Source organism: Streptomyces misionensis, assembly GCF_900104815.1.
In the GTDB taxonomy this organism is placed as follows: Bacteria; Actinomycetota; Actinomycetes; order Streptomycetales; family Streptomycetaceae; genus Streptomyces; species Streptomyces misionensis.
Window position 1 is genome coordinate 5,248,744 of sequence record NZ_FNTD01000004.1, and the last position, 22,887, is coordinate 5,271,630.

A 22,887-nucleotide genomic window follows, 5' to 3' on the forward strand; every position below is an offset into this window, starting at 1 on the left:
TGTCCGCAGGTCGGTATATCGATTCGGCGAAGGCGGGGTCCCGGACTAGTCCAGGGGCCGCTTGAGACGGGCGACGAACTTGTACCGGTCGCCCCGGTAGACCGAGCGCACCCACTCCACCGGCCGGCCCGAGCGGTCCACGGAGTGCCGGGACAGCATCAGCATCGGCAGGCCCACGTCGGTGCCCAGCAGGCTCGCCTCGCGCGGGGTGGCCAGGGAGGTCTCGATGGTCTCCTCGGCCTCGGCGAGATGGACGTCGTACACCTCGGCGAGCGCGGTGTAGAGGGACGTGTACTTGACCAGCGAGCGGCGCAGCGCGGGGAAGCGCTTGGCGGACAGGTGCGTGGTCTCTATCGCCATGGGCTCGCCGTTGGCCATGCGCAGCCGCTCGATGCGCAGCACGCGCCCCCCGGCGGCGATGTCCAGCAGCCCGGCGAGCCGGTCGTCGGCGGTGATGTAGCCGATGTCCAGCAGCTGCGAGGTCGGCTCCAGGCCCTGGGCGCGCATGTCCTCGGTGTAGGAGGTGAGCTGGAGCGCCTGGGAGACCTTGGGCTTGGCGACGAAGGTGCCCTTGCCCTGGATGCGCTCCAGGCGGCCCTCCACGACCAGCTCCTGCAATGCCTGGCGGACCGTGGTGCGGGACGTGTCGAACTCCGCGGCCAGCGTGCGCTCCGGCGGGACCGGCGTGCCCGGTGCCTGCGTCTCCGTCATGTCGAGCAGATGCTTCTTCAGACGGTAGTACTTCGGCACGCGCGCGGTACGGACGGTCGTGCCGGCCTCGTTCTCCGCACTGCTGACATCGGTGCTCATGCTCTGCCTTCCCGGCTCCGGATGCCGAAAGCGACCGACATCCCATCGGCCACGGCTCACATCGTGGCACGGCTTGCTGCGTCAGGACTCCACCCGCACGCTCCGTGATCCCCTCTATATACCGTCGCGACCATGGCTGGTCTAGTCCAACAGGGGCGACGGGTGCGGTCGCCGCCCCTGCCGCGGACTAGTGCTGTGGCCGGGAAGGTTCGCCGGAAAGCTCGCGGCGTCCGGTGCGGTGCATCGCAAGGCGGAGCGTCGCCCGCGTACTGGATGTACTCGGGTGACGCGACAACGCGGCGAGGTGCCGTGCCGGGCGTCGCGAGCCGGTGAACCTTTCCGGTCACAGCGCTAGATCCCCTGCCACTCCGGCTTGTTGCGGTACGTGTGCCGGAAGTAGTCGGCCAGCTTCAGCTTGGCGGCGGCCGCCTCGTCCACCACCACCGTCGCGTGCGGGTGCAGCTGGAGCGCGGAGGCCGGGCAGACGGCCGCGACCGGGCCCTCGACGCTCGCCGCGACCGCGTCCGCCTTGCCCTCGCCGGTCGCCAGCAGCACCAGGTGGCGGGCCTCCAGGATGGTGCCGATGCCCTGGGTGACGACGTGGTGCGGGACCTGCTCGATGTCGCCCTCGAAGAAGCGCGCGTTGTCGACGCGGGTCTGCTCGGTCAGGGTCTTGATCCGGGTGCGGGAGGCGAGCGAGGAGCAGGGCTCGTTGAAGCCGATGTGCCCGTCGGTGCCGATCCCGAGGAGCTGCAGGTCCACCCCGCCGGCCGCGGCGAGCGTGCGGTCGTACGCCGCGCACGCCGCCTGGATGTCCTCGGCCGTGCCGTCGGGGCCGAGGAAGGCGTCCATGCCGATGCCGAGCGGCTCCAGCACCTCCCGGCGCAGCACCGAGCGGTAGGACTCGGGGTGGTCGGCGGGCAGCCCCACGTACTCGTCGAGCTGGGCTATGCGGGCCCGCGAGGTGTCCACGGCGCCGGCCCGCACCTTGGCGGCGAGCGCCTGGTAGACGGGGAGCGGAGTGGAGCCGGTGGCGACGCCGAGCAGGGCGTCGGGCTTGCGTCGCAGCAGCTGTGCCATGGCCTCGGCGATCAGCTCGCCACCCGCCGCGGCGTCCGGAACGATGACAACTTCCACGTGGGCCTGCCGTTCTGGAGAGGGCTCGGTGCGTCTATGTGGTTTAGACCAATCTAACAGAATGGGCCCACGCTGCCGATGGCTCCGGGCGCGGGGTCGCGGAAATTGCCGTCGCCTTCTGTCCCCACGGCCGACCCGGGCGGGCTAGGCTGCGCGTGGCATCCAGTGCCAGGGGTGCGGACGGCCGCCGGACGGCGTCGTACGTGCCCGCGGGGGCATGGACATGCCCCATGGTCTAGTCCACAATCGAAGAGAACTGTTCGAACCGTTCGAACCGGTGGTTCGACGCTCGAAGAGGACAAGCCTCCGTCTTCCCCGCACAGGAAGGCGGATCGAGGAACCGGTGCTCTCTGCCCTGACTGCCCCGGCTCCTCGGCCTTCGGCCGACCGGGACCGCACACCCCGCGGCCGATGATGCTCCGGGCTGCGGTGCCGGGAGGGTTGAGGGTCCCTTCCAGGCGCCGCGGCCCGCGGGTGTTTTCCGGCCAGGTCAGGGGCCCCGGTACGCTCGCAGGGTGCCCTCCATGAACGAGCTGGTCCGCCAGCACACCGCCCTCGACGACTCCGACCTGGAGTGGCTGCACCTGCTGGTCTCGGAGTGGCAGCTGCTGTCCGACCTCTCCTTCGCCGACCTGGTGCTCTGGGTCCCCACCAGGGACGGCACCCGGTACGTCTCGGTCGCCCAGATGCGCCCCAACACCGGCCCCACCTCCTACCAGGACGACATGGTCGGCCACCTGGTCCCGCGCGGCCGCCGGCCCATGCTGGACGCGGCCCTGGACGAGGGCCGGATCGTGCGCGAGGGTGACCCGGAGTGGCGTGAAGAGGTCCCCGTACGGGTGGAGTCCATCCCCGTGCGGCGCGAGGGCCGGGTCCTCGGCGTGATCGCCCGCAACACCAATCTGCTCACCGTGCGCACCCCGAGCCGGCTGGAGCTGACCTACCTCCAGAGCGCCTCCGACCTCGCCCAGATGATCGCGGCCGGCTCCTTCCCCTTCCCGGGCCAGCAGGTCGACATGGACGCCTCCCCGCGCGTCGGCGACGGCCTGATCCGGCTGGACGCCGACGGCATCGTCCAGTACGCCTCCCCGAACGCCCTGTCCGCCTACCACCGGCTCGGCCTCGCCGCCGACCTGGTCGGGCACCACCTCGGGCAGACCACCGCCGAGCTGGCCCCCACCCGGGGCCCGGTGGACGAGGCGCTGGCGAAGGTGGCCAGCGGCTGGGCGCCGCGCGAGTTCGAGATCGAGTCGGCGGACGGCGTGATCCAGTTCCGCTCCATCCCGCTCAAGCCCAAGGGAACCCGGATCGGGGCGCTGGTGCTCTGCCGGGACGTCACCGAACTGCGGCGGCGCGAGCGCGAGTTGATCACCAAGGACGCCACCATCCGGGAGATCCACCACCGGGTGAAGAACAACCTCCAGACGGTGGCCGCGCTGCTGCGGCTCCAGGCCCGGCGCATCGACTCCGAGCGCGGTCGCGCGGCCCTGGAGGAGGCGGTGCGCCGGGTCGGCTCCATCGCCATCGTGCACGAGACGCTGTCCCAGAACCTGGACGAGCGGGTGGAGTTCGACGACATCGCCGACCGGGTGCTCGCGATGGTCGCCGAGATCTCGCCGGGCAAGGTGACCGGCCGGCGCAGCGGGCGGTTCGGAATACTCGACGCCGAGGTGGCCACCCCGCTGTCCATGGTCCTCACCGAGGTGCTGCAGAACGCCCTGGAGCACGGCTTCGGCGAGGGCGAGACCGGCACGGTGGAGGTCTCGGCGGTGCGCGGCGGTACGACCAAGGAGGCCCGCCTGCTGGTCACGGTGCAGGACGACGGCGTCGGGCTGCCCGAGGGCTTCGACCCGCACCGCTCGGGAAACCTGGGGCTGCAGATCGTACGGACCCTGGTGGAGGGCGAGCTGGGCGGCACCTTCGACATGGTCCCGGCGCCGGAGCGGGGGACCCGGGTGCTGCTGGACATCCCGGTGCGCGCGGCGAAGTAGTACGCGAGGGCCCGGTCAACGGGCCTTTCCCCGTCGGCCGTTCGGGCGGGGGGCGCCGGGGGAGCGCGGCGGTGGACACAGCAGAAAGCCCCGGACCGTCGTTGGTCCGGGGCTTGTGCTCGTTGCTGCGCTGCTGTTCGCTGGCGGCATCGGGGGGTACTGCGCGCTGCGGCTCGGGGCGGGAGATGCGTACGCGATGTACGCGCCGCCAAGCTCAGGCTGTCACCTGGGGTGGGTATGTCAGGCGGAGGCCTGACGGGCCCGGTTGCGGGCGGCACGGCGCTTCATCGCGCGACGCTCGTCCTCGCTGAGGCCACCCCAGACGCCGGAGTCCTGGCCGGACTCAAGCGCCCACTGCAGACACTGCTCGATCACCGGGCAGCGGCGGCAGACGGCCTTGGCTTCCTCGATCTGCAGCAGCGCGGGACCGGTGTTGCCGATGGGGAAGAAGAGCTCGGGGTCTTCCTCGCGGCAAACGGCGTTGTGACGCCAGTCCATGGCTGCTACCTCTCCTTGGTATTACGTGCAAGTTGCTTGTGAATGTGAACGCTTTCACGAATCCCTCGACAAGTGAAGGGCCGAACGCCGGGTCTTCCCCGGCGGGGTCCTTGGTATGAAGAGGGGTTCCGGTGATCAGTGGAGGCCGGTGTTGCGGGCCGTCCCGATCGCCACGTAGAGACTCGCAAACCTCAGCGGCGGATACAACCCCTTCCGGAAAGTTTTTTTTGATTCCTCGGTGTCGACTGGGTCACAGCCGTACTTCCATGGGGTGGACCCTGGCCTAAACGTTCGAGTGAAAGGACTTTCGCCCCTTCCACTCACACAATCACACGCAGTGCGCGGCGTACGCCTGTGAACGTCACGCTTCTGCGCAGCCCCAGGTGGTCACCGTCCATCTGGAGGGGGAGGGGCGCCTTCGAATGCAAGGTGAAGCGGTCCAGATCATGGAGCGAGACCGCATGTCTGCCATGGGGTCCGCGCTCGGGGGACGAAGTGAGCAACTGGGTGCCATACCGGGCAACCGCGGCCGTCGACAGGCGGCTCAGGCCGAGCACGTCGATGCCCGTGTCGAACGAGGCCTTAGGCGACGTGTACATCGGGCGATTGCCGAGATACGTCCAAGGGGACGTGTTCGAGACTATGGCGACAACCAGGTCCTCGATCGGGTCCTCGCCGGGCCGCTCCAGGGTGATCGTGCCGCGGCGGCGGTTGGCCTCGCCGAGGAACTGCCGGAGCACCTGGCGGACGTACAGGGCGTGCGTCGACTTCTTGCCGCGCTCGCGCTGCTGCTCGACCCGGCCGACGACGCCCGCGTCGAAGCCCAGCCCCGCGTTGAAGGTGAACCAGCGGCTCGGCACGCCCTCGTCCTCGGAGCCGGGCGGTCCCGAGGTCAGACCGAGGCCCACCACCCGCTCCCGGCCCTCGCGCAGGGCGTCCAGCAGGGCGCCGGTGGCCTCCACGGGATCGTTGGGCAGCCCGAGCGCGCGGGCGAAGACGTTGGTGGAGCCGCCGGGCACGACGGCGAGTCCGGGCAGCCGGTCGTCGGGGCCGGCGTGCAGCAGCCCGTTGACCACCTCGTTGACGGTGCCGTCGCCGCCGAGCGCCACGACCATGTCGATGTCGTCGCTCTCCGCGGCCTGCCGTCCCAGGTCCCGGGCGTGTCCCCGGTACTCGGTGGTCACCGCCTCCAGCTTCATCTCGCTGGCGAGCGCGTGGATCAGCACATCACGCCTGCGTGCGCTTGTGGTGGTAGCCGCCGGATTGACCACGAGAAGAGCACGCATGCAAGGCAGGGTACCTACTGGGTGGTACTCACCCCAGCCCGAGGTGTGGAACGGGTAAGAGGCGGGGGCGTGACCCTGGACACGTACCGCGTGTCACGGGGGCCACGGGGAAACCGGGCGAGGCCGGGTCCGCGGCGCGTCGGCGGCGAGTGTCCCCGTCCCCGTCCGCGACCCGCCGGCGGCTACCCTGCTGGGGTGAGCAGTGAGCAGACTTCCCCGCAGGAGACCGCCGAGGGCGCCGGCACCCGGCCCCGCCGGCTGACGTACGCCGCCGTCCTCGCCGCCCTGGAGGGTGTCGCCCTGCTCGCCGGCGGCCTGTGGGTGCTGGTGCTCGGCCTCACCGGCTCGCCGGACGACCGGCAGCAGGCGGTGACCCTGGGCGTCACCCTGGCCGTGCTCGCGCTGCTGCCGCTGCTCGCCGCCCGGGGACTGCTGCTGCGCCGCGGCTGGAGCCGGGGCCCCGCCGTGATCACGCAGCTGATCGCCCTCCCCGTGGCCTACAACCTGCTGAAGGCCGACAGCATGGCCGTGCCCGCGGGCATCGCGCTCGCGGCGGTCGCCGTGGCCGCGCTCGTGCTCCTCGTCAACCGGGAGACGACCCAGGCCCTCGGCATCAAGGGACCGGGCCGCGCTGAGTAGGGCAGGCGCTCTACTCCTCCACCAGCAGCTTCTCCCGCAGCTGCGCCAGCGTGCGCGCCAGCAGCCGGGAGACGTGCATCTGGGAGATCCCGACCTCCTGCGCGATCTGCGACTGGGTCATGTTCCCGAAGAAGCGCAGCAGCAGGATCCGCTTCTCCCGCGGCGGCAGGTCCTCCAGCAGCGGCTTGAGGGACTCCCGGTACTCGACGCCCTCCAGCGCCTCATCCTCCGCGCCGAGCGTGTCGGCGACCGCCGGGGACTCGTCGTCGGTGTCGGGGACGTCCAGGGACAGCGTGGAGTACGCGTTCGCGGACTCCAGGCCCTCCAGGACCTCCTCCTCGGAGATCGCCAGTTTCTCGGCCAGCTCGTGCACCGTGGGGGAGCGTCCGTGCAGCTGGGACAGCTCGGCCGTCGCCGTGGTCAGCGAAAGCCGCAGCTCCTGGAGCCGGCGCGGCACGCGCACCGCCCAGCCCTTGTCCCGGAAGTGCCGCTTGATCTCGCCGACGACGGTCGGGGTGGCGTACGTGGAGAACTCCACGCCCCGCTCCGGGTCGAACCGGTCCACGGACTTGATCAGCCCGATGGTGGCGACCTGGGTGAGGTCGTCCAGCGGCTCGCCGCGGTTGCGGAAGCGGCGGGCCAGGTGCTCCACGAGCGGCAGGTGCATGCGGACCAGCTGGTTGCGCAGCTCCGCGTACTCCGCGCTGCCCGCGTCGAGCCCGCGCAGCTCGACGAACATCGCCCGGGCCCCGCTGCGGTCCTGCGGGTCGTGCGCCGCGGCATGCGCGGCCTCGGCGCCCAGCGCGTCGTCGTCCGCGTACCGCTCGTGCTCGCTCATCGTCCCGCCCGTAGCCCTTCCCCGAGCCCTCGCCCCGCCGCGGGCCTTCGGCGGGGTGTCCGCACCGCCGGGCCGCGCGGAGTGGTCCTCCGGATGGGGCCTGGCCTGCTCGGGGATGCCGTCGATGCCGTCCGCCATGCGCCGGGAACCGTCGCGGGGGCTCTCCCCGGACGTCTCGGCCGCACTCGACCAGGGGGCACCCCCGTCCCCGGTCGGCAGCTCCCGCGTGCCGCGCTCTTCGTCCCGCACCGGACCGTCCCCGTTCTCCCTCACGCCGGCCCGGGACCCGCGCCGCGCTGTTTGTAGAGGCTGATGGACACCGTCTTGTCCTCGTCGACGGCGGACGAGACCTTCCCCGCGAGGGCCGACAGCACGGTCCAGGCGAAGGTGTCCCGCGAAGGGGCATGGCCGTCCGTGGTCGGCGCCGAGACGGTGACTTCCAGCGAGTCGTCGACGAGCCGGAAGACGCAGCTGAGCACCGAGCCGGGTACGGCCTGCTGGAGCAGGATCGCGCAGGCCTCGTCCACGGCGATGCGCAGATCCTCGATCTCGTCCAGGGTGAAGTCCAAGCGGGCCGCCAGACCGGCCGTGGCCGTCCGCAGCACCGACAGGTAGGCACCCGCGGCCGGCAGCCGGACCTCCACGAAATCCTGGTTCGCCGCGGGTTCGCCTGCGATCTGGGACACCCTCACCTCCATGGTGGTACAAGCTTTACGGGGCCGAGGGTCGCCCCCCGGGGCTAACGCGTAGATGGTTCAAGCGGTGACGCTATCGCGCGCCGAATGTTCCCGTTCCGGGGACCCCAACCCCCTGGCGTCACTCACAGTAAAGCTGTGGATACGCTCCGTGTCTAGGGGGTGTGCGGCCCCAAATCGGATGAGCGCGCGCCGGGTTGACGTACCCAGACGTCAGACGCCCGAACCGTCGTACAACCGCCGCCGCATGCAGTGTCACACGAGAAGGTGGCCGGACGGGAACACGATCAACGATCCGGTGCCCGTCCCGTGCGCCGGCGGCCCCGCCCGCGGTTCAGACCAGGACGTGGTCGACGAAGCACCACCGCCAGTCCTCGCCCGGCTCGAAGGTCCGCATCACCGGGTGACCGGACTTCTCGTGGTGCCCGGTGGCGTGCCGGCCCGGCGAGGAGTCGCAGCAGCCGACGTGCCCACAGGTCAGGCAGAGCCGCAGCTGCACCGGGTGCGTTCCGTCCGCCAGGCACTCCGGGCAGGTCGCGCTCAGCGGTTCGGGCTCCGGGTGCGGCAGCGCGTCGGCGTGCGTGCACTGTTTCATGATTGCCAGATTACGACGGGTGTGCGGGTGGCCGCGCGGAAAAAGAGGGTGGGCGGGAAGCATGGACGTGATGCCGCTGCTGTTGCTGGTGGCGGGCAGTGCCGCGGTGGCGGGGGTGGCCCGGCGCACACCGGTGCCGGCCCCGCTGCTGCTGGTCGCGGTGGGTCTGGCGGTGTCGTACGTCCCCGGCATGCCCGACTACACGCTCGAACCCGACGTCGTGCTGCCCCTGGTGCTGCCCCCGCTGCTCTACAAGGAGGGCACCGAAAGCTCCTACCTCGACCTGAGGGCGCAGAAGCGGCCGGTGGGGCTGCTGTCCGTCGGGTACGTGCTCTTCGCGACCTTCCTGGTGGGATGGGCCGCCTACCTCGTCGTACCGGGGCTGCCGCTGCCCGCCGCCCTGGTGCTCGGCGCGGTCGTGGCGCCGACGGACGCGGTCGCCGCCGCGGCGATCGCCCGCCGGGTCGGGCTGCCGTCCCGGATCACCACGATCCTCCAGGGCGAGTCGCTGCTGAACGACGCCACCGCGATCACCGCCTACAAGGTCGCCGTCGCCGCCGCCGTCGGCGCGGGCTCCACCTGGGCCGGCGGCTTCGAGGAGTTCCTGCGCGCGTCGGTCGGCGGTGTCGTCGTCGGCCTGGTGCTCATGGTGCCGATCCACTGGCTGCGCACCCGGCTGACCGAGGCGCTGCTCCAGAACACCCTCTCCCTGCTGATCCCGTTCGTCGCCTACGGGGTCGCCGAGCAGGTGCACGCCTCCGGGGTGCTGGCCGTCGTCGTGGTCGCCGTCTACCTGGGACACCACTCCTGGGAGGTCGACTTCGCCACCCGGCTCCAGGAGGAGGCGGTGTGGCGGATGGTCGCCTTCCTGCTGGAGTCGGCCGTGTTCGCGCTGATCGGCCTCCAGCTGCCGCCCATCCTCAAGGGGCTCGGCGCCTACCACGGCGCCGACGCCGTCTGGTACGCCGTCGCCGTCTTCCTGGTCGTCGTCGCGGCCCGGTTCGTGTGGACGTTCCCGGCGACCTTCCTGCCGCGCCTGCTGTCGCGGCGCGTGCGGGAGCGCGAGGAGAACCCCACCTGGCGGGCGCCGGTCGTGGTCTCCTGGGCCGGGATGCGCGGCGTGGTGTCCCTGGCCATCGCCTTCTCCATCCCGCAGACCGTGCGCGGCGGCGCCCCCTTCCCGCAGCGCGACATGGTCCTCTTCCTGACCTTCACCACCGTCATCGGCACCCTGGTCGTGCAGGGGCTCACCCTGGCGCCGCTGATCCGCCTGATGAGGTTCCCCGGCCGCGACCGGCAGGCCGAGACGCTGGCCGAGGCCAACGCCCAGGCGCAGGCCTCGCTGGCCGCCGAACGCCGCCTGGACGAACTCCTCGCCGACGAGCGCAACGCCCTCCCGCCGCCGCTCGCCGACCGCCTGCGCATCGTCCTGGAGCGCCGCCGCAACGCCGTCTGGGAACGCCTCGGCCAGGTCAACCCGCTCACCGGCGAGTCCGTGGACGACACCTACCGCCGGCTGTCCCGCGAGATGATCAGTGCCGAGCGCGAGGTCTTCGTGCGGCTGCGCGACGGCCGCCACATCGACGACGAGATGCTGCGCGCCCTGCTCAGGCACCTGGACCTGGAGGAGGCGGCGGCCCACCGGGACACGGCGTAGGCACCGCCGGGCGGTCCGGTGGTGAGACGGGCAGGCGGTCGGCGGGTCAGGCGGTCGGCGGGTCAGGCGGTCTCGGGGAACGGGCGGCCGGTGACGACGGCCGCGAGGGTCGTCCCGCGCGGCCAGGCGCCCTCCTCGGCGAGGGCGACAAGTCCGTAGAGCACCTTGGCGACATAGAGACGTTCCACGGGCAGCCCGTGCCGTTGCCCGAAGTCATCGGCGAACGCGTCGAGTTCGGGCGTCGTGCGCGCGTACCCGCCGAAGTGGAAGCGGTCGTCCAGGGACCAGTCGCCGGTACGGCCGCCGAAGGCACGTTCCTGCAACGCCCGCACCTCGGCCTCCAGGAAGCCGCCCTTGAGCACCGGCACCCCGAGCGCCCGCTGCCCGCGCCCCAGCCCCGCGGCGAGCCCGGCGAGCGTGCCACCGGTGCCGCAGGCGACCGCGACCACATCGGCGTGCCCGCGCAGTTCCTCTCCGAGGGCCCGGCAGCCGCGCACGGCCTCGGCGTTGCTGCCGCCCTCCGGGACGACGTACGCGTCCCGCGCCCCGGCCGCCCGCAGGATCGCCGCCAGGGTCCGCGGCTCCGCCTTGCGGCGGTAGACCGACCGCTCGACGAAGTGCAGCCGCATGCCGTCCGCCACGCACCGGGCCAGCGACGGGTTCAGCGGCCGGTCGGCCAGCTCCTGGCCGCGGACCACCCCGGTGGTGTCCAGCCCGAGCAGCCGGCCGGCCGCGGCGGTGGCCCGCAGGTGGTTGGAGTAGGCGCCGCCGAAGGTGACGAGCGGGCGTCCCCCCGCCGCCGCGATGTTCGGCACGAGCTTGCGCCACTTGTTGCCGATCAGCTCGGGATGGACGAGGTCGTCGCGCTTGAGCACCAGCCGCAGCCCCCGCCGGTCGAACCGCGCGTCCCGGACTTCCGTCAGGGGCGACGGGAGCCGGGGGGTGAGGGGATCGCTGCTGGTCACGGTGCCATTGTCACCGAGCCCCGTGATGGCGCCCAGCGGGGGGTGCGGACAGGGGAGCGGCCGACCGTGCCGCCGACGGGACTCCCCTTTGTGCCCAGTAATCCGATGATCCATTCCCCTTCTTTCGGGTAATGGTGCCCCACCGTGAGTGGTGGGACTCTCGTTGCGAGACCGGTGCACTGCGACCGGCGCGTTACATGGGAGGGCATTTCTCTATGTCGGTAGGCGATGAGGTCCGCACGGATCAGGGCAGGCCGCAGCAGTCCCTCGGGACGGCGGCAGCGCGGAACCTGGCCACCACCACCAAGTCCGTTCCGCAGATGCAGGAGATCACCTCCCGCTGGCTGCTGCGCACGCTCCCCTGGGTGGACATCCAGGGCGGCACATACCGGGTGAACCGGCGGCTGACCTACGCCGTCGGCGACGGCCGTATCACCTTCGTGAAGACCGGGGACCAGGTGGAGGTCATCCCGGCCGAGCTCGGCGAACTGCCGGCCCTGCGTTCGTTCGAGGACGAGGAGGTGCTGGCCGAACTGGCCCGCCGCTGCCGCCAGCGTGCCTTCGCGCCCGGCGAGGTCATCGCCGACTTCGGCAACCGCAACGACGGGGTCTACCTGCTCGCCCACGGCCGGGTCGAGAAGGTCGCCACCGGCCCCTACGGCGACGACTCGGTCCTCGGCGTCCTCGCCGACGGCGCCTACTTCGGCGACCAGGCGCTGCTGGACGGCGAGTCCATCTGGGAGTACACGGTCCGCGCCGGCACCGCCACCACCGTACTGATCCTCAGCCGCCAGGACTTCGAGGAGATCGCGCAGCGCTCGCCCTCGCTGCGGGACCATCTCGCGCGGGTGCGCTCGATCCCGGAGCAGCGCACCAACAAGTACGGCGAGAAGGAGGTCGAGCTGGCGGCCGGCCACTCCGGCGAGCCGGACATCCCGCACACCTTCGTCGACTACGAACCCCGGCCCCGCGAGTACGAGTTGAGCATCGCGCAGACGGTGCTGCGCATCCACTCCCGGGTGGCCGACCTCTACAACCAGCCGATGAACCAGACCGAGCAGCAGCTGCGGCTCACGGTCGAGGCGCTGAAGGAGCGCCAGGAGCACGAGCTGATCAACAACCCGGACTTCGGCCTGCTCAGCAACTGCGAGTACGACCAGCGGATCCAGCCGCACGCCGGGGTGCCCAGTCCGGACGACATGGACGAGCTGCTCAGCCGCCGCCGCGGGACCAAGCTGTTCCTCGCCCACCCGCGCGCGATCGCCGCGTTCGGACGCGAGCTGAACAAGCGGGGGCTGGTGCCGGAGACGATCGACATCGGCGGCAACCGCATCCCCACCTGGCGCGGGGTGCCGCTGTACCCGTGCAACAAGATCCCGATCAGCGAGGCGCGGACCACCTCGATCATCGCGATGCGTACGGGCGAGGAGGACCAGGGCGTCATCGGTCTGCGGCAGTCCGGCATCCCGGACGAGATCGAACCGAGCCTGTCCGTCCGCTTCATGGGCATCAACGAGCAGGCGATCATCAAATACCTGGTCACGGCCTATTACTCGGCCGCCGTCCTGGTGCCGGACGCGCTCGGTGTGCTGGAGAACGTCGAGATCGGCCGCTGGAGGTGACGTTTCCGCACGTCGCGGCCGTGTCCCCGGCCGTCCGGGCGGGTACACCCTCGGGGTACGCGTCCGGCCGGGCCGGCGTCGCCGGCGCCCGCGGACCTGGCGAGGGGGAGGCATGGCCGACTTCATGACGGAGACCGAACACCGATCCACCGGTGCGTCGCACATCGGCGCACCGGTGGACCGGCGCGGAGGCGGGGACACCGGCTCCGGTCCGCTCGACGGGCAGGAGGCGGCGGCACTGCTGGAGCGGACCCGGGCCCTGGTGGACCCGGAGCTGCGCGCCGCCGTCGAGTCACTGCCCGGCTCCATGCGCCGGATCGCGCGCTATCACTTCGGCTGGGAGCACGCGGACGGCACCCCCGCCGAGGGCAACGCAGGCAAGGCGATCAGGCCGGCCCTGGTGCTCGCCGCGGCCGCCGCGCTCGGCGGCCCGGCGGCCCGGGCGGCGGCCGTGCGGGCCGCGGCCGCGGTGGAACTGGTCCACAACTTCACGCTGCTGCACGACGACGTGATGGACCGGGACCCCACCCGCAGGCACCGGCCCACGGCCTGGACCGTGTTCGGGGACACCGACGCGATCCTCGCCGGGGACTCGCTCCAGGCGCTCGCGCTGCGGCTGCTCGCCGAGGACCCGCACCCGGCTGCCGCCCGGGCCGCCGCCCGGCTCGCGGACTGCGTGGTGGAGCTGTGCGCCGGTCAGCACACCGACACCGACATGGAGCGCCGCGCCCCGGACGAGGTCACCCTGGACGAGGTGCTCGCCATGGCCGAGGCGAAGACCGGGGCCCTGCTGGGCTGCGCCTGCGCGCTGGGCGCGCTGTACGCGGGCGCCGGACCCGAGGAGGCGGCCGCGCTGGACGGCTTCGGCCGCCAGGCTGGGCTGGCCTTCCAGCTGATCGACGACGTGATCGGGATATGGGGCGATCCGCGGCGCACTGGCAAGCCGGCCGGTGCCGATCTCGCGGCCCGCAAGAAGTCCCTGCCGGTGGTGGCGGCGCTCGCCTCCGGCACCCCGGCGGCGGCCGAACTCGCCGCGCTGTACGGGCAGCCGTACGTCTCCGGTGACAGCGAGGGCATCGCGCGGACCGCGCTGGCCGTGGAGCAGGCAGGCGGACGGGACTGGGCGCAGGCGGAGGCGGCCGACCGGATGGCCCGCGCGATGCAGGAACTGGCCCGGGCGATCCCGGACCCGGAGGCGGCGGGCGGGCTGCTGGCCCTCGCCGAGTTCGTGACCCGGCGCAGCAGCTGAGCGCCACCACCAGCGCCGCCGGCCCGTCCGGCGGCCCGAAGGACCCGGAGTTCCCGGGCCCGTGCGGCTCCTGACCCCGCACGGTGTCCCGGGGGCTCCGGCCGGGCGGGCTCCGCACATCCCCACAGTGTGCGGGGCCCGCCGTCTACCGTGGGGCCATGCCGAAACCGTCCCGCATCCTCCACGTCACCGAGCGCTCCCTGTGGGAGGCGGCGCGCGAGCGCGGCACCTACGAGGTGTCGACCCGTGGCCGCACCCTCCGGGAAGAGGGCTTCATCCACTTCTCCACCCGTGCCCAGCTCCCGCGCGTCGCCGCCTTCCTGTATGGCGACGATGCCCGCGCGGACCTGGTGGTGCTGGAGGTGGACCCGGAGCTGCTGGACGCGCCGCTGCGGTACGAGTCCGTCGAGCCCGGGGGCGAGGAATTCCCGCATCTGTACGGCCCGTTGCCCGTCGGGGCCGTGGTGAGGGTGACGCCCTGGACGGCCGGCTCGCCGGGAGACTGAAAAACGTCAGGCCGCCGGCCGCTGGAAGCAGCGCAGCAGATTGCCCGCCGGGTCGCGGAAGGCGCAGTCGCGCACGCCCCACGGCTGGTCGGTCGGTTCCTGGAGCACATCGGCGCCGTACTCGCGCAGCCGCTCCCACAGCGCGTCGCAGTCGTCGGTGGCCAGGATGACCCCGCGCAGCATGCCCTTGGCGAGCAGTTCGGCCAGCGCCAGCCGGTCGGCCGGGGAGGCGTCCGGGTTGGCACCCGGCGGCTCCAGCACGATCTCCACGTCCGGCTGGTGCGGCGAGCCGACGGTCACCCACCGCATCCCCTCGAAGCCCACGTCGTTGCGGACCTCCAGGCCGAGGACGTCACGGTAGAAGGCGAGGGCCTTGTCGTGGTCGTCCACGGCGATGAAGCACTGCGCGAGTCTCACATCCATGGCTTCACGCTAAGCCGCCGCGGGCTTCGCCGCGCGCGGCTCGGACGGATCAGCAGGGCCGGCGGCGTGGCCGGGTGAAGGTGCGGGCCACACAGGACGGGATCACCGCCGCCGGTTCGTGCGAGTCCGCCCGGTAGGCGCTCGGCGTCCGGCCGACCAGCTCGGTGAAGCGGGAGCTGAAGGAACCCAGCGACGTACAGCCCACGGCCAGGCACACCTCGGTCACGGTGAGGTCGCCCCGGCGCAGCAGCGCCTTGGCCCGCTCGATCCGGCGGGTCATGAGATAGCTGTACGGCGTCTCCCCGAAGGCCTTGCGGAAGCTGCGCTGGAAGTGGCCGGGGGACATCAGGGCGTCACGGGCCAGCTCGGTCATGTCGAGCGGTTCGGCGTACTCGCGGTCCATCCGGTCGCGCACACGCCGCAGCCGCCTCAGGTCCTCCAGGGTCACGGCCACAGCTTGACACAGGGCACCGACATCCGGGCCGGGAGGACGCCGCCCGCGGCGACGAGACCGACGTACGGGCGGCAGAGGTCCGGCTCGCGGTGCCCCAGGGGGAGGGCTGGACGAAGAACCGCGCCCGGACCGCGCGGCCGCCGTGCTGGGTCGGCGGCCTGCGGGCCGGGTGCGGGAGGTGGACCAGGCGACAGGGGAATCGCAGGTCGAGCGGCGAGACGGAAGGTCGGGCCCTTTTGGAGATGCCAGGCGGCATCACGGGCCTCACGACGACAGCGGCCCCGCTCCCCCCCCGGGCCGGGGAAGAACGGGGCCGCGGTCATGAGTAAGCCGGGTCAGGTTGGCGCTCGGACAGCGAGGGCTCCGAGAGTCCTTCGCATGTCGCGATCCGGCGGTCCCTACGCCCTTACGACGGCCGTTACCGCATCGGGCGGCCCGTGCTCAGTGCGAGTCCAGGGTCAGCGGGTAGTCGGTGATGATCCCGCCGACGCCGAGCTTCAGCATGCGGTCGCGGAGCTGGGCGGTGTCCACGGTGTGGGTCCACACCCGTGGGATGCCGGCGTGCGTGGCCGTTTGGATCCGGTCGTCTCCGCAGTCGTAGGCGAGGTCGAGGACGTCCACGTACGGGGCGAACTTCTTCGGGTCTTCGTGGGCGAACTGGACGTGATTGCGCCACAGATGGGTGAGGATGCCGAGCCGGTGGATCTTCTTCGCGACGGCGGGCTGATCGGTGTTGATCAGCACGGATTTCTGCAGCCGCCGGTCTTTGATCATCTTGGCGAGGCGGGGTACCGAGTCGGCGTTCTTCGCCTCGATCGTGAGGACGGCCTGCCCGCCGAGCGCGTCCAGGTACTCCTCGGCGGTGGGCGGATGCTCGTTCTCCGGGCCGGTGCCGACGTCGATGCGCAGCTTCTTCCACCGGGCGAGCGTGTAGGAGGAGACGAGACCGCTGCCGTCCGTGGTCCGCTCCACGGTCCGATCGTGCATGATCACCGGAGTCCCGTCGGCCAGCTCCTGGGTGTCCACGTCCAGGACGTCGATCTTGCCGGTCTTCACCAAGGTGCGGCTGCCGGATATGGACGCCTCCCGCACGTCCCCGGTGCCTCCTCGGTGCGCATCGAGGACCACCCGGGGCAGGCCCGCCAGAGACGGCTTGTCGTCGGACGGCCGGGCGGAGAAGTGCCAGACCCCGCCACCGATGACGGCAACCACCCCGGCCACGGCTAACACCCGGACACCCTGCGGGCTCCTGCGGGCACGGTGCTTGGCCGACATCGATTCCCCCCTCGGCATATGACGGACCGCCACAATAAACACCGCGCGTTCACAATGAACACCCGTTACCTACAGGGGGAGTTCACCCGGGCCGCCGCGCCGGTCGCGGGATGTCGGGCCGTGGTGATCGAGTCGATCCAGATCAGACCGGTTGCGGTGCTGCTGGAGTTCCGGCCGGCGAAGACATACGGGGTGTGCGGAATGTGGTGTCCGTCACGGTGGCGGCTGCCGTGGTCATACCGAACGGCGGGGGCGGGACCCGGTCGACGTGGGTCCCGCCCCGCGGCAGATCACCGGATGCGGATGAAGGAGGTGCGCGGTCGGCAGGCGGCGACCTGCGCCGGCGGCATCGACATGGTCTTCCGGATGATGTCGGACGACGCTGTGATCGAGCGGCTCATCGGGGCCGACCCGGTGCCGGCCCGGCGCCACCGGCGCGGCAAGTATGAGCCCGAGAACTCCGGTGATGACGACTACGTCGTTCCTGAAAGGGGTGAGCGGCCCGCCCCCAGGCCAGGGTCGGGCCGCTCATGTTCAGCCTCTGACCTGCGGTGCAATCGCAGGCGCGGAGCTGGGTCAGGCCTTCTTCGTCTCCCAGAAGATCTTGTCGATCTGGGCGATGTAGTCGAGCGCCTTCTGGCCCGTCGCCGGGTCGGTGGACGCCTTGGCGGCCGAGAGGGCCTTCAGGGTGTCGTTGACCAGCTGGTGCAGCTCGGGGTACTTCTCGAAGTGCGGGGCCTTGAAGTAGTCGCTCCAGAGGACGGAGACGTGGTGCTTCGCGAGCTCCGCGCGCTGCTCCTTGATGACGGTGGCACGCGCCTGGTAGTGGGGGTCGTCGTTGCCGGCCATCTTCTCCTGGACGGCCTTCACCGACTCCGCCTCGATGCGGGCCTGGGCCGGGTCGTACACGCCGCAGGGCAGGTCGCAGTGGGCGCTGACCTTGACCTTGGGGGCAAACAGGCGGGAAAGCATGGAGCATTCCTTCCTCGTGATCGTCTTCTCAGGTGCGACATTACTCCCTGAGAGACCTGTTTTCCTGAGTGCCCCCTAGGGCTTAGGACAAAAGTCCAGGGTGAGACTGAGACTGGTGGAGGAACGGACCGGGGAGGTGCCGGGAATGCCGGAGCTGTCGCAGGAGAGCGAGCGGGGGAGGTCCGCCGCGCCGTTCGGGCTGGCCGAGGTGACGGGACCGTCCATGGTGCCCACCCTCCAGCACGGCGACCAGCTGCTGGTGCGGTACGGGGGTGTGGTCAGGGCGGGGGACGTCGTGGTGCTGCGGCACCCGTTCCAGCAGGACCTGCTGGTCGTCAAGCGGGCCGCGGAGCGGCGCGAGGGCGGCTGGTGGGTGCTCGGGGACAACCCCTACGCGGGCGGGGACAGCACCGACTACGGCGTCGTGCCCGAGGAGCTGATCCTGGGCCGCGCGTGGCTGCGCTACCGGCCGCTCCGTCCCGGTCAGCGTTCGCCGCTCGCGCTGCTGCGCTGGGCGTTCTCGGCCGCGCGGCCGCTGCTCACCGACCGGTCGGCCTCCAGGCGCTTGCGGGCGCGGTAGGCGGCCACGTTGGCCCGGGTCGCGCAGCGGTCGGAGCAGTAGCGCCGGGAGCGGTTGGTCGAGGTGTCCAGGTAGGCGTTGCGGCAGGGGAGCGCCTGGCACAGGCCCAGGCGGTCCACGCCGTACTCGGTGAGGTGGAAGGCGAGGCCCATCGCCGCGATCGCCGCGTAGCCGGCGGTGGCGTTGGAGGGGTGGTCGGCCAGGTGCATGTGCCACAGTGGGCGGCCGTCCTCGTCGCGGTGGTCGTGGCCGGAGATCTGCGGGCTCACCGGGAACTCCAGCAGCAGCGAGTTCAGTTGGTTCACCGCGAGCGTCTCGTCGCCCCCGTCGGCCGCCTCGAAGACCGAGCGCAGCCGGGCCCGCACCGAGCGGAACCGGGTGACGTCGGCGTCGGTCGCGCGCCGGGCCGCGGACGCGTTGGCGCCGAAGAGGTCCCGCACGGCCTCGACCGAGGTCAGGGAGTCCTTGCCCCGGGCCGGCTCCTCGCTGTTGACGAGGCGTACGGCGTAATCCGAGTAATAGGCCAGTTCCACTTGTAGTCCTTACGAGGGGCGCTCTATCGTCGTACCTGCGGTCGGGTAACAGCCGATCGTGCTTCCAGGGTATTACCCAACCGAGGGGAAAGGCGGGTTCCATGACCACGAGTACCGGAACCGACTGGGCGGCCTGGCAGGAGAGCTGGGACCGGCAGCAGGAGTGGTACATGCCGGACCGGGAGGAGCGCTTCCGGATCATGCTCGACATGGTCGAGGCCCTCGTCGGCACGGCCCCGCGCGTGCTCGACCTCGCCTGCGGCACCGGCAGCATCACCGCCCGGCTGCTGGCCAGGTTCCCCGAGGCCACCAGCACCGGCGTGGACCTCGACCCGGCCCTGCTCGCCATCGCGCGCGGCACCTTCGAGGGCGACGGACGGGTCTCCTTCGTCACCGCCGACCTCAAGGACCCCGACTGGACCGCGAAGCTGCCGTACGACTCGTACGACGCCGTACTGACCGCGACGGCCCTGCACTGGCTGCACAGCGAACCCCTCGCGGCTCTCTACGGTCAGGTCGCGCGGCTCGTCCGCGACGGCGGTGTGTTCATGAACGCGGACCACATGATCGATGAGAGCACGCCCCGGATCAACGCGGCCGAACGCGCCCAGCGGCACGCCCGCATGGATCAGGCCAAGGCGGACGGCGCCCTCGACTGGGCCGACTGGTGGCAGCTGGCCGCCAAGGACCCGGTGCTCGCCGAGCCGACCGCCCGCCGCTTCGAGATCTACGGCGAGCACGCGGACGGCGACATGCCCTCCGCCGCCTGGCACGCGCGGGTGCTGCGGGAACAGGGCTTCGGCGAGGCCCGCCCGGTGTGGTGCTCGCCGTCCGACACGCTGCTGCTCGCCGTCAAGTGAGCCACGGGGGAGAGGGCGGTGCGGGCAAGCCGTACCGCCCCCTCCTTCGCCCGGCTACAGCACCTTCGACAGGAACGACTGCGTCCGCTCGTGCTGCGGATCGGTCAGTACGTCCCGCGGATGGCCGGATTCGACCACCACGCCGCCGTCCATGAAGACCAGGCTGTCGCCCACCTCGCGGGCGAAGCCCATCTCGTGGGTGACGACGACCATCGTCATGCCGGACTCGGCCAGGTCGCGCATGACGTCGAGGACGTCGCCGACCAGCTCCGGGTCCAGGGCCGAGGTCGGCTCGTCGAAGAGCATCAGCTTGGGGTCCATCGCCAGGGCCCGGGCGATCGCCACCCGCTGCTGCTGGCCGCCGGAGAGCTGCGAGGGGTAGTTGCCCGCCTTGTCGGCCAGGCCCACCCGCTCGAGCAGCTGCGCGGCCCGCTCCCGTGCCTCGCTCTTGGCGACGCCCTTGACCTGGACCGGCGCCTCCATGACGTTCTCCAGCGCCGTCATGTGCGGGAACAGGTTGAAGCGCTGGAAGACCATGCCGATGTCCCGGCGCTTCATGGCGACTTCGCTGTCCTTGAGCTCGTACAGCTTGCCGCCGCGCTGGCGGTAGCCGACCAGCTCGCCGTCGACGTACAGCCGGCCGGCGTTGATCTTCTCCAGGTGGTTGATGCACCGCAGGAAGGTGGACTTGCCCGAGCCCGAGGGGCCGATCAGGCAGAACACCTCGCCCGGCCGCACCTCCAGGTCGATGCCCTTGAGCACCTCCACGTGCCCGAACGACTTGTGGACGCCCTCCGCCTTGACCATCGGGGCGGTGCCCGCGGTCGCGGAGTCCTGCTTGCTCAGCTTGTCGCTCATGCCATGACCTTCCTGCTGGAGAAGGTCGTCAGATGCGCCCTGACCTTCTGCCACGGGGTGGGCGGGAGGCTGCGGCTGGAACCGCGGGCGTAGTACCGCTCGATGTAGTACTGGCCCACGCTGAGCACCGAGGTCATGATCAGGTACCAGGCCGCGGCCAGGAAGTACATCTCCACCGGGGCACCGGAGTTCTGGCCGATGTCCTGGGCGTAGCGGAACAGCTCGGGGTACTGGACGGCCGCCACCAGGGAGGTCGTCTTCAGCATGTTGATGACCTCGTTGCCGGTCGGCGGCACGATCACCCGCATCGCCTGCGGGATGACCACCCGGCGCAGGGTCTTGCCGTGGCTCATGCCCAGGGCGTGGGCGGCCTCGGTCTGGCCCTCGTCCACCGCGAGCAGGCCCGCCCGGCAGATCTCGGCCATGTACGCCGCCTCGTTCAGGCCCAGGCCGAGCAGCGCCGTCAGCAGCGGCGTCATGAAGTTCGACCAGTAGTCCTTGTAGAGCGGCATCAGGTTGATGTACTCGAAGACCAGGCCCAGGTTGAACCAGAGGAACAGCTGGACCAGGACCGGGGTGCCGCGGAAGAACCAGATGTAGAACCAGGCGATGCCCGAGGTCACCGGGTTCTTCGACAGCCGCATGACGGCCAGGACGACGCCGCCCACGATGCCGATCAGCATCGACAGCACGGTCAGCAGAAGCGTTTTGCCGACACCGGTCAGGATCCGGTGGTCGAAGAAGTACTGCGGTACCGCATGCCAGTTGATCTTGCCCTGGCCGAAGGCGTAGACGATCGCGACGAGGATCGCGATGGCGACGACCGCGGTCACATAGCGTCCGTAGTGCCGGACGGGTATCGCTCGGATGGATTCATGGCCGGCCGGGGGAGTGCCCTGCTCCCCGGCCGTCTTCTCGATGTCAGTCACGGATGTGCTGCCTCTCGGTGGCCGCTGGGTGCGCCGCGGGTCACTTGCCGCCGTTGATCACGGATTCCTTGACGGCGCCGTCCTGGACGCCCCACTTCTCGAGGATCTTCTGGTACTCGCCGTTCTTGATGATCGCGTCCATCGCGTCCTTGAGCGCGTCCCGCAGCTGGGTCGCGTCCTTGGAGACCGCGATGCCGTACGGCGCCGCCTCGACCTGGTCACCGACGACCTGGAAGTCCTTGCCGCCGCCCGAGGTCTTCACCGCGTACGCGGCCACCGGGAAGTCGGAGGAGGCCGCGTCCACGCCGCCCGAGCGCAGCCGGGTCTGGGACTGCTGGTCGTCGTCGAAGGCCTCGATGGTGAGCTTCTTGCCGCCCGGACACTTCTTGGCCTCCTGCTTGGCCAGGTCCTCCGAGACGGTGCCGCGCTCCACGGCGAGCTTCTTGCCGCACAGATCCGGCCATCCGTTGATGCCCTGGGTGTCGCCCTTGCGGGTGTAGATCGAGACGCCGGCGGTCAGGTAGTCGACGAAGTCGACGCCCTGGCCGACCTTCTTGCCGGTGTCCGGGTCCACGCCCTCCTGGCGGTTCTTGTTGTCGGTCATCGCCGACATGGCTATGTCGTAGCGGCCCGAGCGCAGACCGGTGAGCAGGGCGTCGAAGGTGCCGTTCTGGAACTCCAGGCGCACCCCGAGCTGCTTGCCGAGCGCGGCCGCGATGTCCGGGTCCAGGCCGACGACCTTGCCGCCGGCGTCCTTGAACTCCACCGGGGCGTACGCGATGTCCGAGCCGACGAGGATGCGGCCCTTGCCGCGGATGCTCTGCGGGAGCTTGCTCGCGAGCGGGGCGCCGGTCGTGGCGCCGGCACCGGAGTCGTTGCTCTTGCCCTTGGTCTGGTCGCCGCAGCCGGTGAGCAGCAGGGCGCCCGCGACCGCGATCGCACCGACCGCTGCCAGCCGGGATTGCATGGCGGTCGTCCGACGCGTGGAGCTTGCGGTCATGGTTGGTTCCTCCGGCGTATGCGAACAGTTTGCCGCTGGGTAGACGAGAACACACACCATTGGGTGGCGCGACCTCGCGGGTTTACGGCATCTTGCCATTCGGACTACGCCATTCAGGGGCGCCGATATGTCAAAATCGGATAACGGGTGACCCCCGAACCACAACAGGTCGGTACATCCTTGGTCGCACGGCGCCGCAGCGCGCCGGACCATCTGCGCTCATCCCGTCCCGCCGCCGGAAAATCTCCGGCGTGTCTCATCATGCGGACGGCCGGACCGGCGGATTCCGTATCCGTTTCCGCCCCGTCGAGACCCTCGGTGCTCCGGGCCCGTGGCGGCACGGCCGTCAGCGGCGTGTCACCCCCGTGTGGCTTTCTGGTTCCGAGATGTGACCTTGCACCTATTGGACTCGTCGTGGGCGCCGTCCGTCCGGTAAGAAGGTTCTTTACACCCCTCATCCGGGGCTCAGGGCGCGTGTGCGGCGCGCCCGTCGCGTATGACCCGTGCGTATCCGC

Annotated in this window: 24 protein-coding genes; 8 read left to right on the forward strand and 16 right to left on the reverse strand. The window is 71.0% G+C overall.

Annotated elements, in window-relative coordinates:
- Positions 1 to 45: 45 nt before the first annotated feature.
- Both BLW85_RS25650 and nagB read right to left on the reverse strand, forming a co-directional pair.
- Complete coding sequence (locus tag BLW85_RS25650) at positions 46 to 810, reverse strand: GntR family transcriptional regulator (RefSeq protein WP_070026804.1); 765 nt, start codon at positions 808 to 810, stop codon at positions 46 to 48.
- Positions 811 to 1,161: 351 nt separating this feature from the next.
- The gene (gene nagB / locus BLW85_RS25655; protein ID WP_074993212.1) at positions 1,162 to 1,947 is read right to left on the reverse strand and encodes a glucosamine-6-phosphate deaminase; all 786 of its coding nucleotides are present in this window, start codon (positions 1,945 to 1,947) and stop codon (positions 1,162 to 1,164) included.
- A gap of 524 nt (positions 1,948 to 2,471) precedes the next feature.
- Here nagB and BLW85_RS25660 point away from each other — a divergent pair.
- A complete protein-coding gene (locus BLW85_RS25660) occupies positions 2,472 to 3,938 on the forward strand; it encodes a sensor histidine kinase (RefSeq protein ID WP_070026801.1) in 1,467 nt (488 codons plus the stop codon).
- Between the two features lie 240 nt (positions 3,939 to 4,178).
- Here the strand turns inward: BLW85_RS25660 and BLW85_RS25665 are convergent, their stop codons facing one another.
- Both BLW85_RS25665 and BLW85_RS25670 read right to left on the reverse strand, forming a co-directional pair.
- Positions 4,179 to 4,436 carry a WhiB family transcriptional regulator gene (locus tag BLW85_RS25665; protein WP_003992873.1) on the reverse strand — a complete coding sequence of 86 codons (258 nt, stop codon included), beginning with the start codon at positions 4,434 to 4,436 and terminating at the stop codon, positions 4,179 to 4,181.
- Between the two features lie 320 nt (positions 4,437 to 4,756).
- Positions 4,757 to 5,722, reverse strand: a complete 966-nt coding sequence (locus BLW85_RS25670; RefSeq protein ID WP_074993213.1) for a diacylglycerol/lipid kinase family protein — start codon at positions 5,720 to 5,722, stop codon at positions 4,757 to 4,759.
- A gap of 195 nt (positions 5,723 to 5,917) precedes the next feature.
- On the opposite strand from BLW85_RS25670, the gene BLW85_RS25675 reads away from it, so the two are divergent.
- On the forward strand, positions 5,918 to 6,361 hold the full coding sequence (locus BLW85_RS25675) for a hypothetical protein (RefSeq protein ID WP_074993214.1): 444 nt from the start codon (positions 5,918 to 5,920) through the stop codon (positions 6,359 to 6,361).
- Between the two features lie 10 nt (positions 6,362 to 6,371).
- Here BLW85_RS25675 and BLW85_RS25680 read toward each other — a convergent pair whose 3' ends face one another.
- From BLW85_RS25680 to BLW85_RS25690, 3 genes are all read right to left on the reverse strand, one after another.
- Positions 6,372 to 7,448: an RNA polymerase sigma factor SigF gene (locus BLW85_RS25680; protein WP_177330111.1), complete on the reverse strand. Its 1,077-nt coding sequence runs from the start codon at positions 7,446 to 7,448 to the stop codon at positions 6,372 to 6,374.
- A gap of 20 nt (positions 7,449 to 7,468) precedes the next feature.
- Positions 7,469 to 7,885, reverse strand: a complete 417-nt coding sequence (locus BLW85_RS25685) for an ATP-binding protein (RefSeq protein WP_009190566.1) — start codon at positions 7,883 to 7,885, stop codon at positions 7,469 to 7,471.
- A gap of 343 nt (positions 7,886 to 8,228) precedes the next feature.
- On the reverse strand, positions 8,229 to 8,489 hold the full coding sequence (locus tag BLW85_RS25690) for a UBP-type zinc finger domain-containing protein (RefSeq protein WP_070026796.1): 261 nt from the start codon (positions 8,487 to 8,489) through the stop codon (positions 8,229 to 8,231).
- 61 nt (positions 8,490 to 8,550) lie between these two features.
- On the opposite strand from BLW85_RS25690, the gene BLW85_RS25695 reads away from it, so the two are divergent.
- Complete coding sequence (locus BLW85_RS25695; RefSeq protein ID WP_074993215.1) at positions 8,551 to 10,146, forward strand: Na+/H+ antiporter; 1,596 nt, start codon at positions 8,551 to 8,553, stop codon at positions 10,144 to 10,146.
- A 62-nt stretch (positions 10,147 to 10,208) separates the two neighbouring features.
- Here BLW85_RS25695 and BLW85_RS25700 read toward each other — a convergent pair whose 3' ends face one another.
- Positions 10,209 to 11,111 carry a 1-aminocyclopropane-1-carboxylate deaminase/D-cysteine desulfhydrase gene (locus tag BLW85_RS25700; protein WP_074993216.1) on the reverse strand — a complete coding sequence of 301 codons (903 nt, stop codon included), beginning with the start codon at positions 11,109 to 11,111 and terminating at the stop codon, positions 10,209 to 10,211.
- Positions 11,112 to 11,326: 215 nt separating this feature from the next.
- On the opposite strand from BLW85_RS25700, the gene BLW85_RS25705 reads away from it, so the two are divergent.
- From BLW85_RS25705 to BLW85_RS25715, 3 genes are all read left to right on the forward strand, one after another.
- Positions 11,327 to 12,733: a family 2B encapsulin nanocompartment shell protein gene (locus tag BLW85_RS25705; protein ID WP_070026790.1), complete on the forward strand. Its 1,407-nt coding sequence runs from the start codon at positions 11,327 to 11,329 to the stop codon at positions 12,731 to 12,733.
- Positions 12,734 to 12,845: 112 nt separating this feature from the next.
- Entirely contained in the window at positions 12,846 to 13,982 is a 1,137-nt protein-coding gene (locus tag BLW85_RS25710) for a family 2 encapsulin nanocompartment cargo protein polyprenyl transferase (protein ID WP_070026788.1), read from the forward strand.
- A 158-nt stretch (positions 13,983 to 14,140) separates the two neighbouring features.
- Entirely contained in the window at positions 14,141 to 14,488 is a 348-nt protein-coding gene (locus tag BLW85_RS25715; protein WP_070026787.1) for a DUF952 domain-containing protein, read from the forward strand.
- Positions 14,489 to 14,494: 6 nt separating this feature from the next.
- On the opposite strand, the gene BLW85_RS25720 is transcribed toward BLW85_RS25715, so the two are convergent.
- The 4 genes from BLW85_RS25720 to sodN form a co-directional block, all read right to left on the reverse strand.
- Positions 14,495 to 14,911: a VOC family protein gene (locus BLW85_RS25720; RefSeq protein WP_070026786.1), complete on the reverse strand. Its 417-nt coding sequence runs from the start codon at positions 14,909 to 14,911 to the stop codon at positions 14,495 to 14,497.
- A gap of 49 nt (positions 14,912 to 14,960) precedes the next feature.
- Positions 14,961 to 15,314 carry a helix-turn-helix transcriptional regulator gene (locus BLW85_RS25725; protein ID WP_070026993.1) on the reverse strand — a complete coding sequence of 118 codons (354 nt, stop codon included), beginning with the start codon at positions 15,312 to 15,314 and terminating at the stop codon, positions 14,961 to 14,963.
- 492 nt (positions 15,315 to 15,806) lie between these two features.
- The gene (locus BLW85_RS25730) at positions 15,807 to 16,586 is read right to left on the reverse strand and encodes a glycerophosphodiester phosphodiesterase (protein ID WP_167381436.1); all 780 of its coding nucleotides are present in this window, start codon (positions 16,584 to 16,586) and stop codon (positions 15,807 to 15,809) included.
- 630 nt (positions 16,587 to 17,216) lie between these two features.
- Positions 17,217 to 17,612, reverse strand: a complete 396-nt coding sequence (gene sodN / locus BLW85_RS25735) for a superoxide dismutase, Ni (RefSeq protein WP_064535234.1) — start codon at positions 17,610 to 17,612, stop codon at positions 17,217 to 17,219.
- A gap of 145 nt (positions 17,613 to 17,757) precedes the next feature.
- Between sodN and sodX the strand changes: the two genes are divergently transcribed.
- Positions 17,758 to 18,192 (forward strand): nickel-type superoxide dismutase maturation protease, encoded by a 435-nt coding sequence (gene sodX, locus BLW85_RS25740; protein ID WP_070026780.1) that lies wholly within the window; start codon positions 17,758 to 17,760, stop codon positions 18,190 to 18,192.
- Here the strand turns inward: sodX and BLW85_RS25745 are convergent.
- A complete protein-coding gene (locus BLW85_RS25745) occupies positions 18,096 to 18,725 on the reverse strand; it encodes a CGNR zinc finger domain-containing protein (RefSeq protein WP_070026779.1) in 630 nt (209 codons plus the stop codon). The genes sodX and BLW85_RS25745 overlap by 97 nt on opposite strands.
- Before the next feature lie 101 nt (positions 18,726 to 18,826).
- On the opposite strand from BLW85_RS25745, the gene BLW85_RS25750 reads away from it, so the two are divergent.
- On the forward strand, positions 18,827 to 19,585 hold the full coding sequence (locus BLW85_RS25750; RefSeq protein WP_074993217.1) for a class I SAM-dependent methyltransferase: 759 nt from the start codon (positions 18,827 to 18,829) through the stop codon (positions 19,583 to 19,585).
- A 54-nt stretch (positions 19,586 to 19,639) separates the two neighbouring features.
- Here BLW85_RS25750 and BLW85_RS25755 read toward each other — a convergent pair whose 3' ends face one another.
- The 3 genes from BLW85_RS25755 to BLW85_RS25765 are packed head-to-tail and all read right to left on the reverse strand — an operon-like array spanning position 19,640 to position 22,372.
- Positions 19,640 to 20,392 carry an amino acid ABC transporter ATP-binding protein gene (locus BLW85_RS25755; RefSeq protein ID WP_070026992.1) on the reverse strand — a complete coding sequence of 251 codons (753 nt, stop codon included), beginning with the start codon at positions 20,390 to 20,392 and terminating at the stop codon, positions 19,640 to 19,642.
- Between the two features lie 47 nt (positions 20,393 to 20,439).
- Positions 20,440 to 21,372, reverse strand: a complete 933-nt coding sequence (locus BLW85_RS25760; protein WP_070026777.1) for an amino acid ABC transporter permease — start codon at positions 21,370 to 21,372, stop codon at positions 20,440 to 20,442.
- A gap of 40 nt (positions 21,373 to 21,412) precedes the next feature.
- Positions 21,413 to 22,372, reverse strand: coding sequence for an ABC transporter substrate-binding protein (locus BLW85_RS25765; protein ID WP_070026773.1), 960 nt, complete (start codon positions 22,370 to 22,372; stop codon positions 21,413 to 21,415).
- Between the last annotated feature and the right edge of the window lie 515 nt (positions 22,373 to 22,887).

Coding starts and splice junctions, on each gene's coding strand:
- BLW85_RS25690 (WP_070026796.1), bottom strand. CDS start 8,489: ATGAAACAGTGCACGCACGCCGACGCGCTGCCGCACCCGGAGCCCGAA.
- BLW85_RS25720 (WP_070026786.1), bottom strand. CDS start 14,911: ATGGATGTGAGACTCGCGCAGTGCTTCATCGCCGTGGACGACCACGAC.
- BLW85_RS25705 (WP_070026790.1), top strand. CDS start 11,327: ATGTCGGTAGGCGATGAGGTCCGCACGGATCAGGGCAGGCCGCAGCAG.
- BLW85_RS25750 (WP_074993217.1), top strand. CDS start 18,827: ATGACCACGAGTACCGGAACCGACTGGGCGGCCTGGCAGGAGAGCTGG.
- BLW85_RS25710 (WP_070026788.1), top strand. CDS start 12,846: ATGGCCGACTTCATGACGGAGACCGAACACCGATCCACCGGTGCGTCG.
- sodN (WP_064535234.1), bottom strand. CDS start 17,612: ATGCTTTCCCGCCTGTTTGCCCCCAAGGTCAAGGTCAGCGCCCACTGC.
- sodX (WP_070026780.1), top strand. CDS start 17,758: ATGCCGGAGCTGTCGCAGGAGAGCGAGCGGGGGAGGTCCGCCGCGCCG.
- BLW85_RS25670 (WP_074993213.1), bottom strand. CDS start 5,722: ATGCGTGCTCTTCTCGTGGTCAATCCGGCGGCTACCACCACAAGCGCA.
- BLW85_RS25660 (WP_070026801.1), top strand. CDS start 2,472: ATGAACGAGCTGGTCCGCCAGCACACCGCCCTCGACGACTCCGACCTG.
- BLW85_RS25715 (WP_070026787.1), top strand. CDS start 14,141: ATGCCGAAACCGTCCCGCATCCTCCACGTCACCGAGCGCTCCCTGTGG.
- BLW85_RS25650 (WP_070026804.1), bottom strand. CDS start 810: ATGAGCACCGATGTCAGCAGTGCGGAGAACGAGGCCGGCACGACCGTC.
- BLW85_RS25665 (WP_003992873.1), bottom strand. CDS start 4,436: ATGGACTGGCGTCACAACGCCGTTTGCCGCGAGGAAGACCCCGAGCTC.
- BLW85_RS25695 (WP_074993215.1), top strand. CDS start 8,551: ATGGACGTGATGCCGCTGCTGTTGCTGGTGGCGGGCAGTGCCGCGGTG.
- BLW85_RS25725 (WP_070026993.1), bottom strand. CDS start 15,314: ATGGACCGCGAGTACGCCGAACCGCTCGACATGACCGAGCTGGCCCGT.
- BLW85_RS25755 (WP_070026992.1), bottom strand. CDS start 20,392: ATGGTCAAGGCGGAGGGCGTCCACAAGTCGTTCGGGCACGTGGAGGTG.
- BLW85_RS25765 (WP_070026773.1), bottom strand. CDS start 22,372: ATGACCGCAAGCTCCACGCGTCGGACGACCGCCATGCAATCCCGGCTG.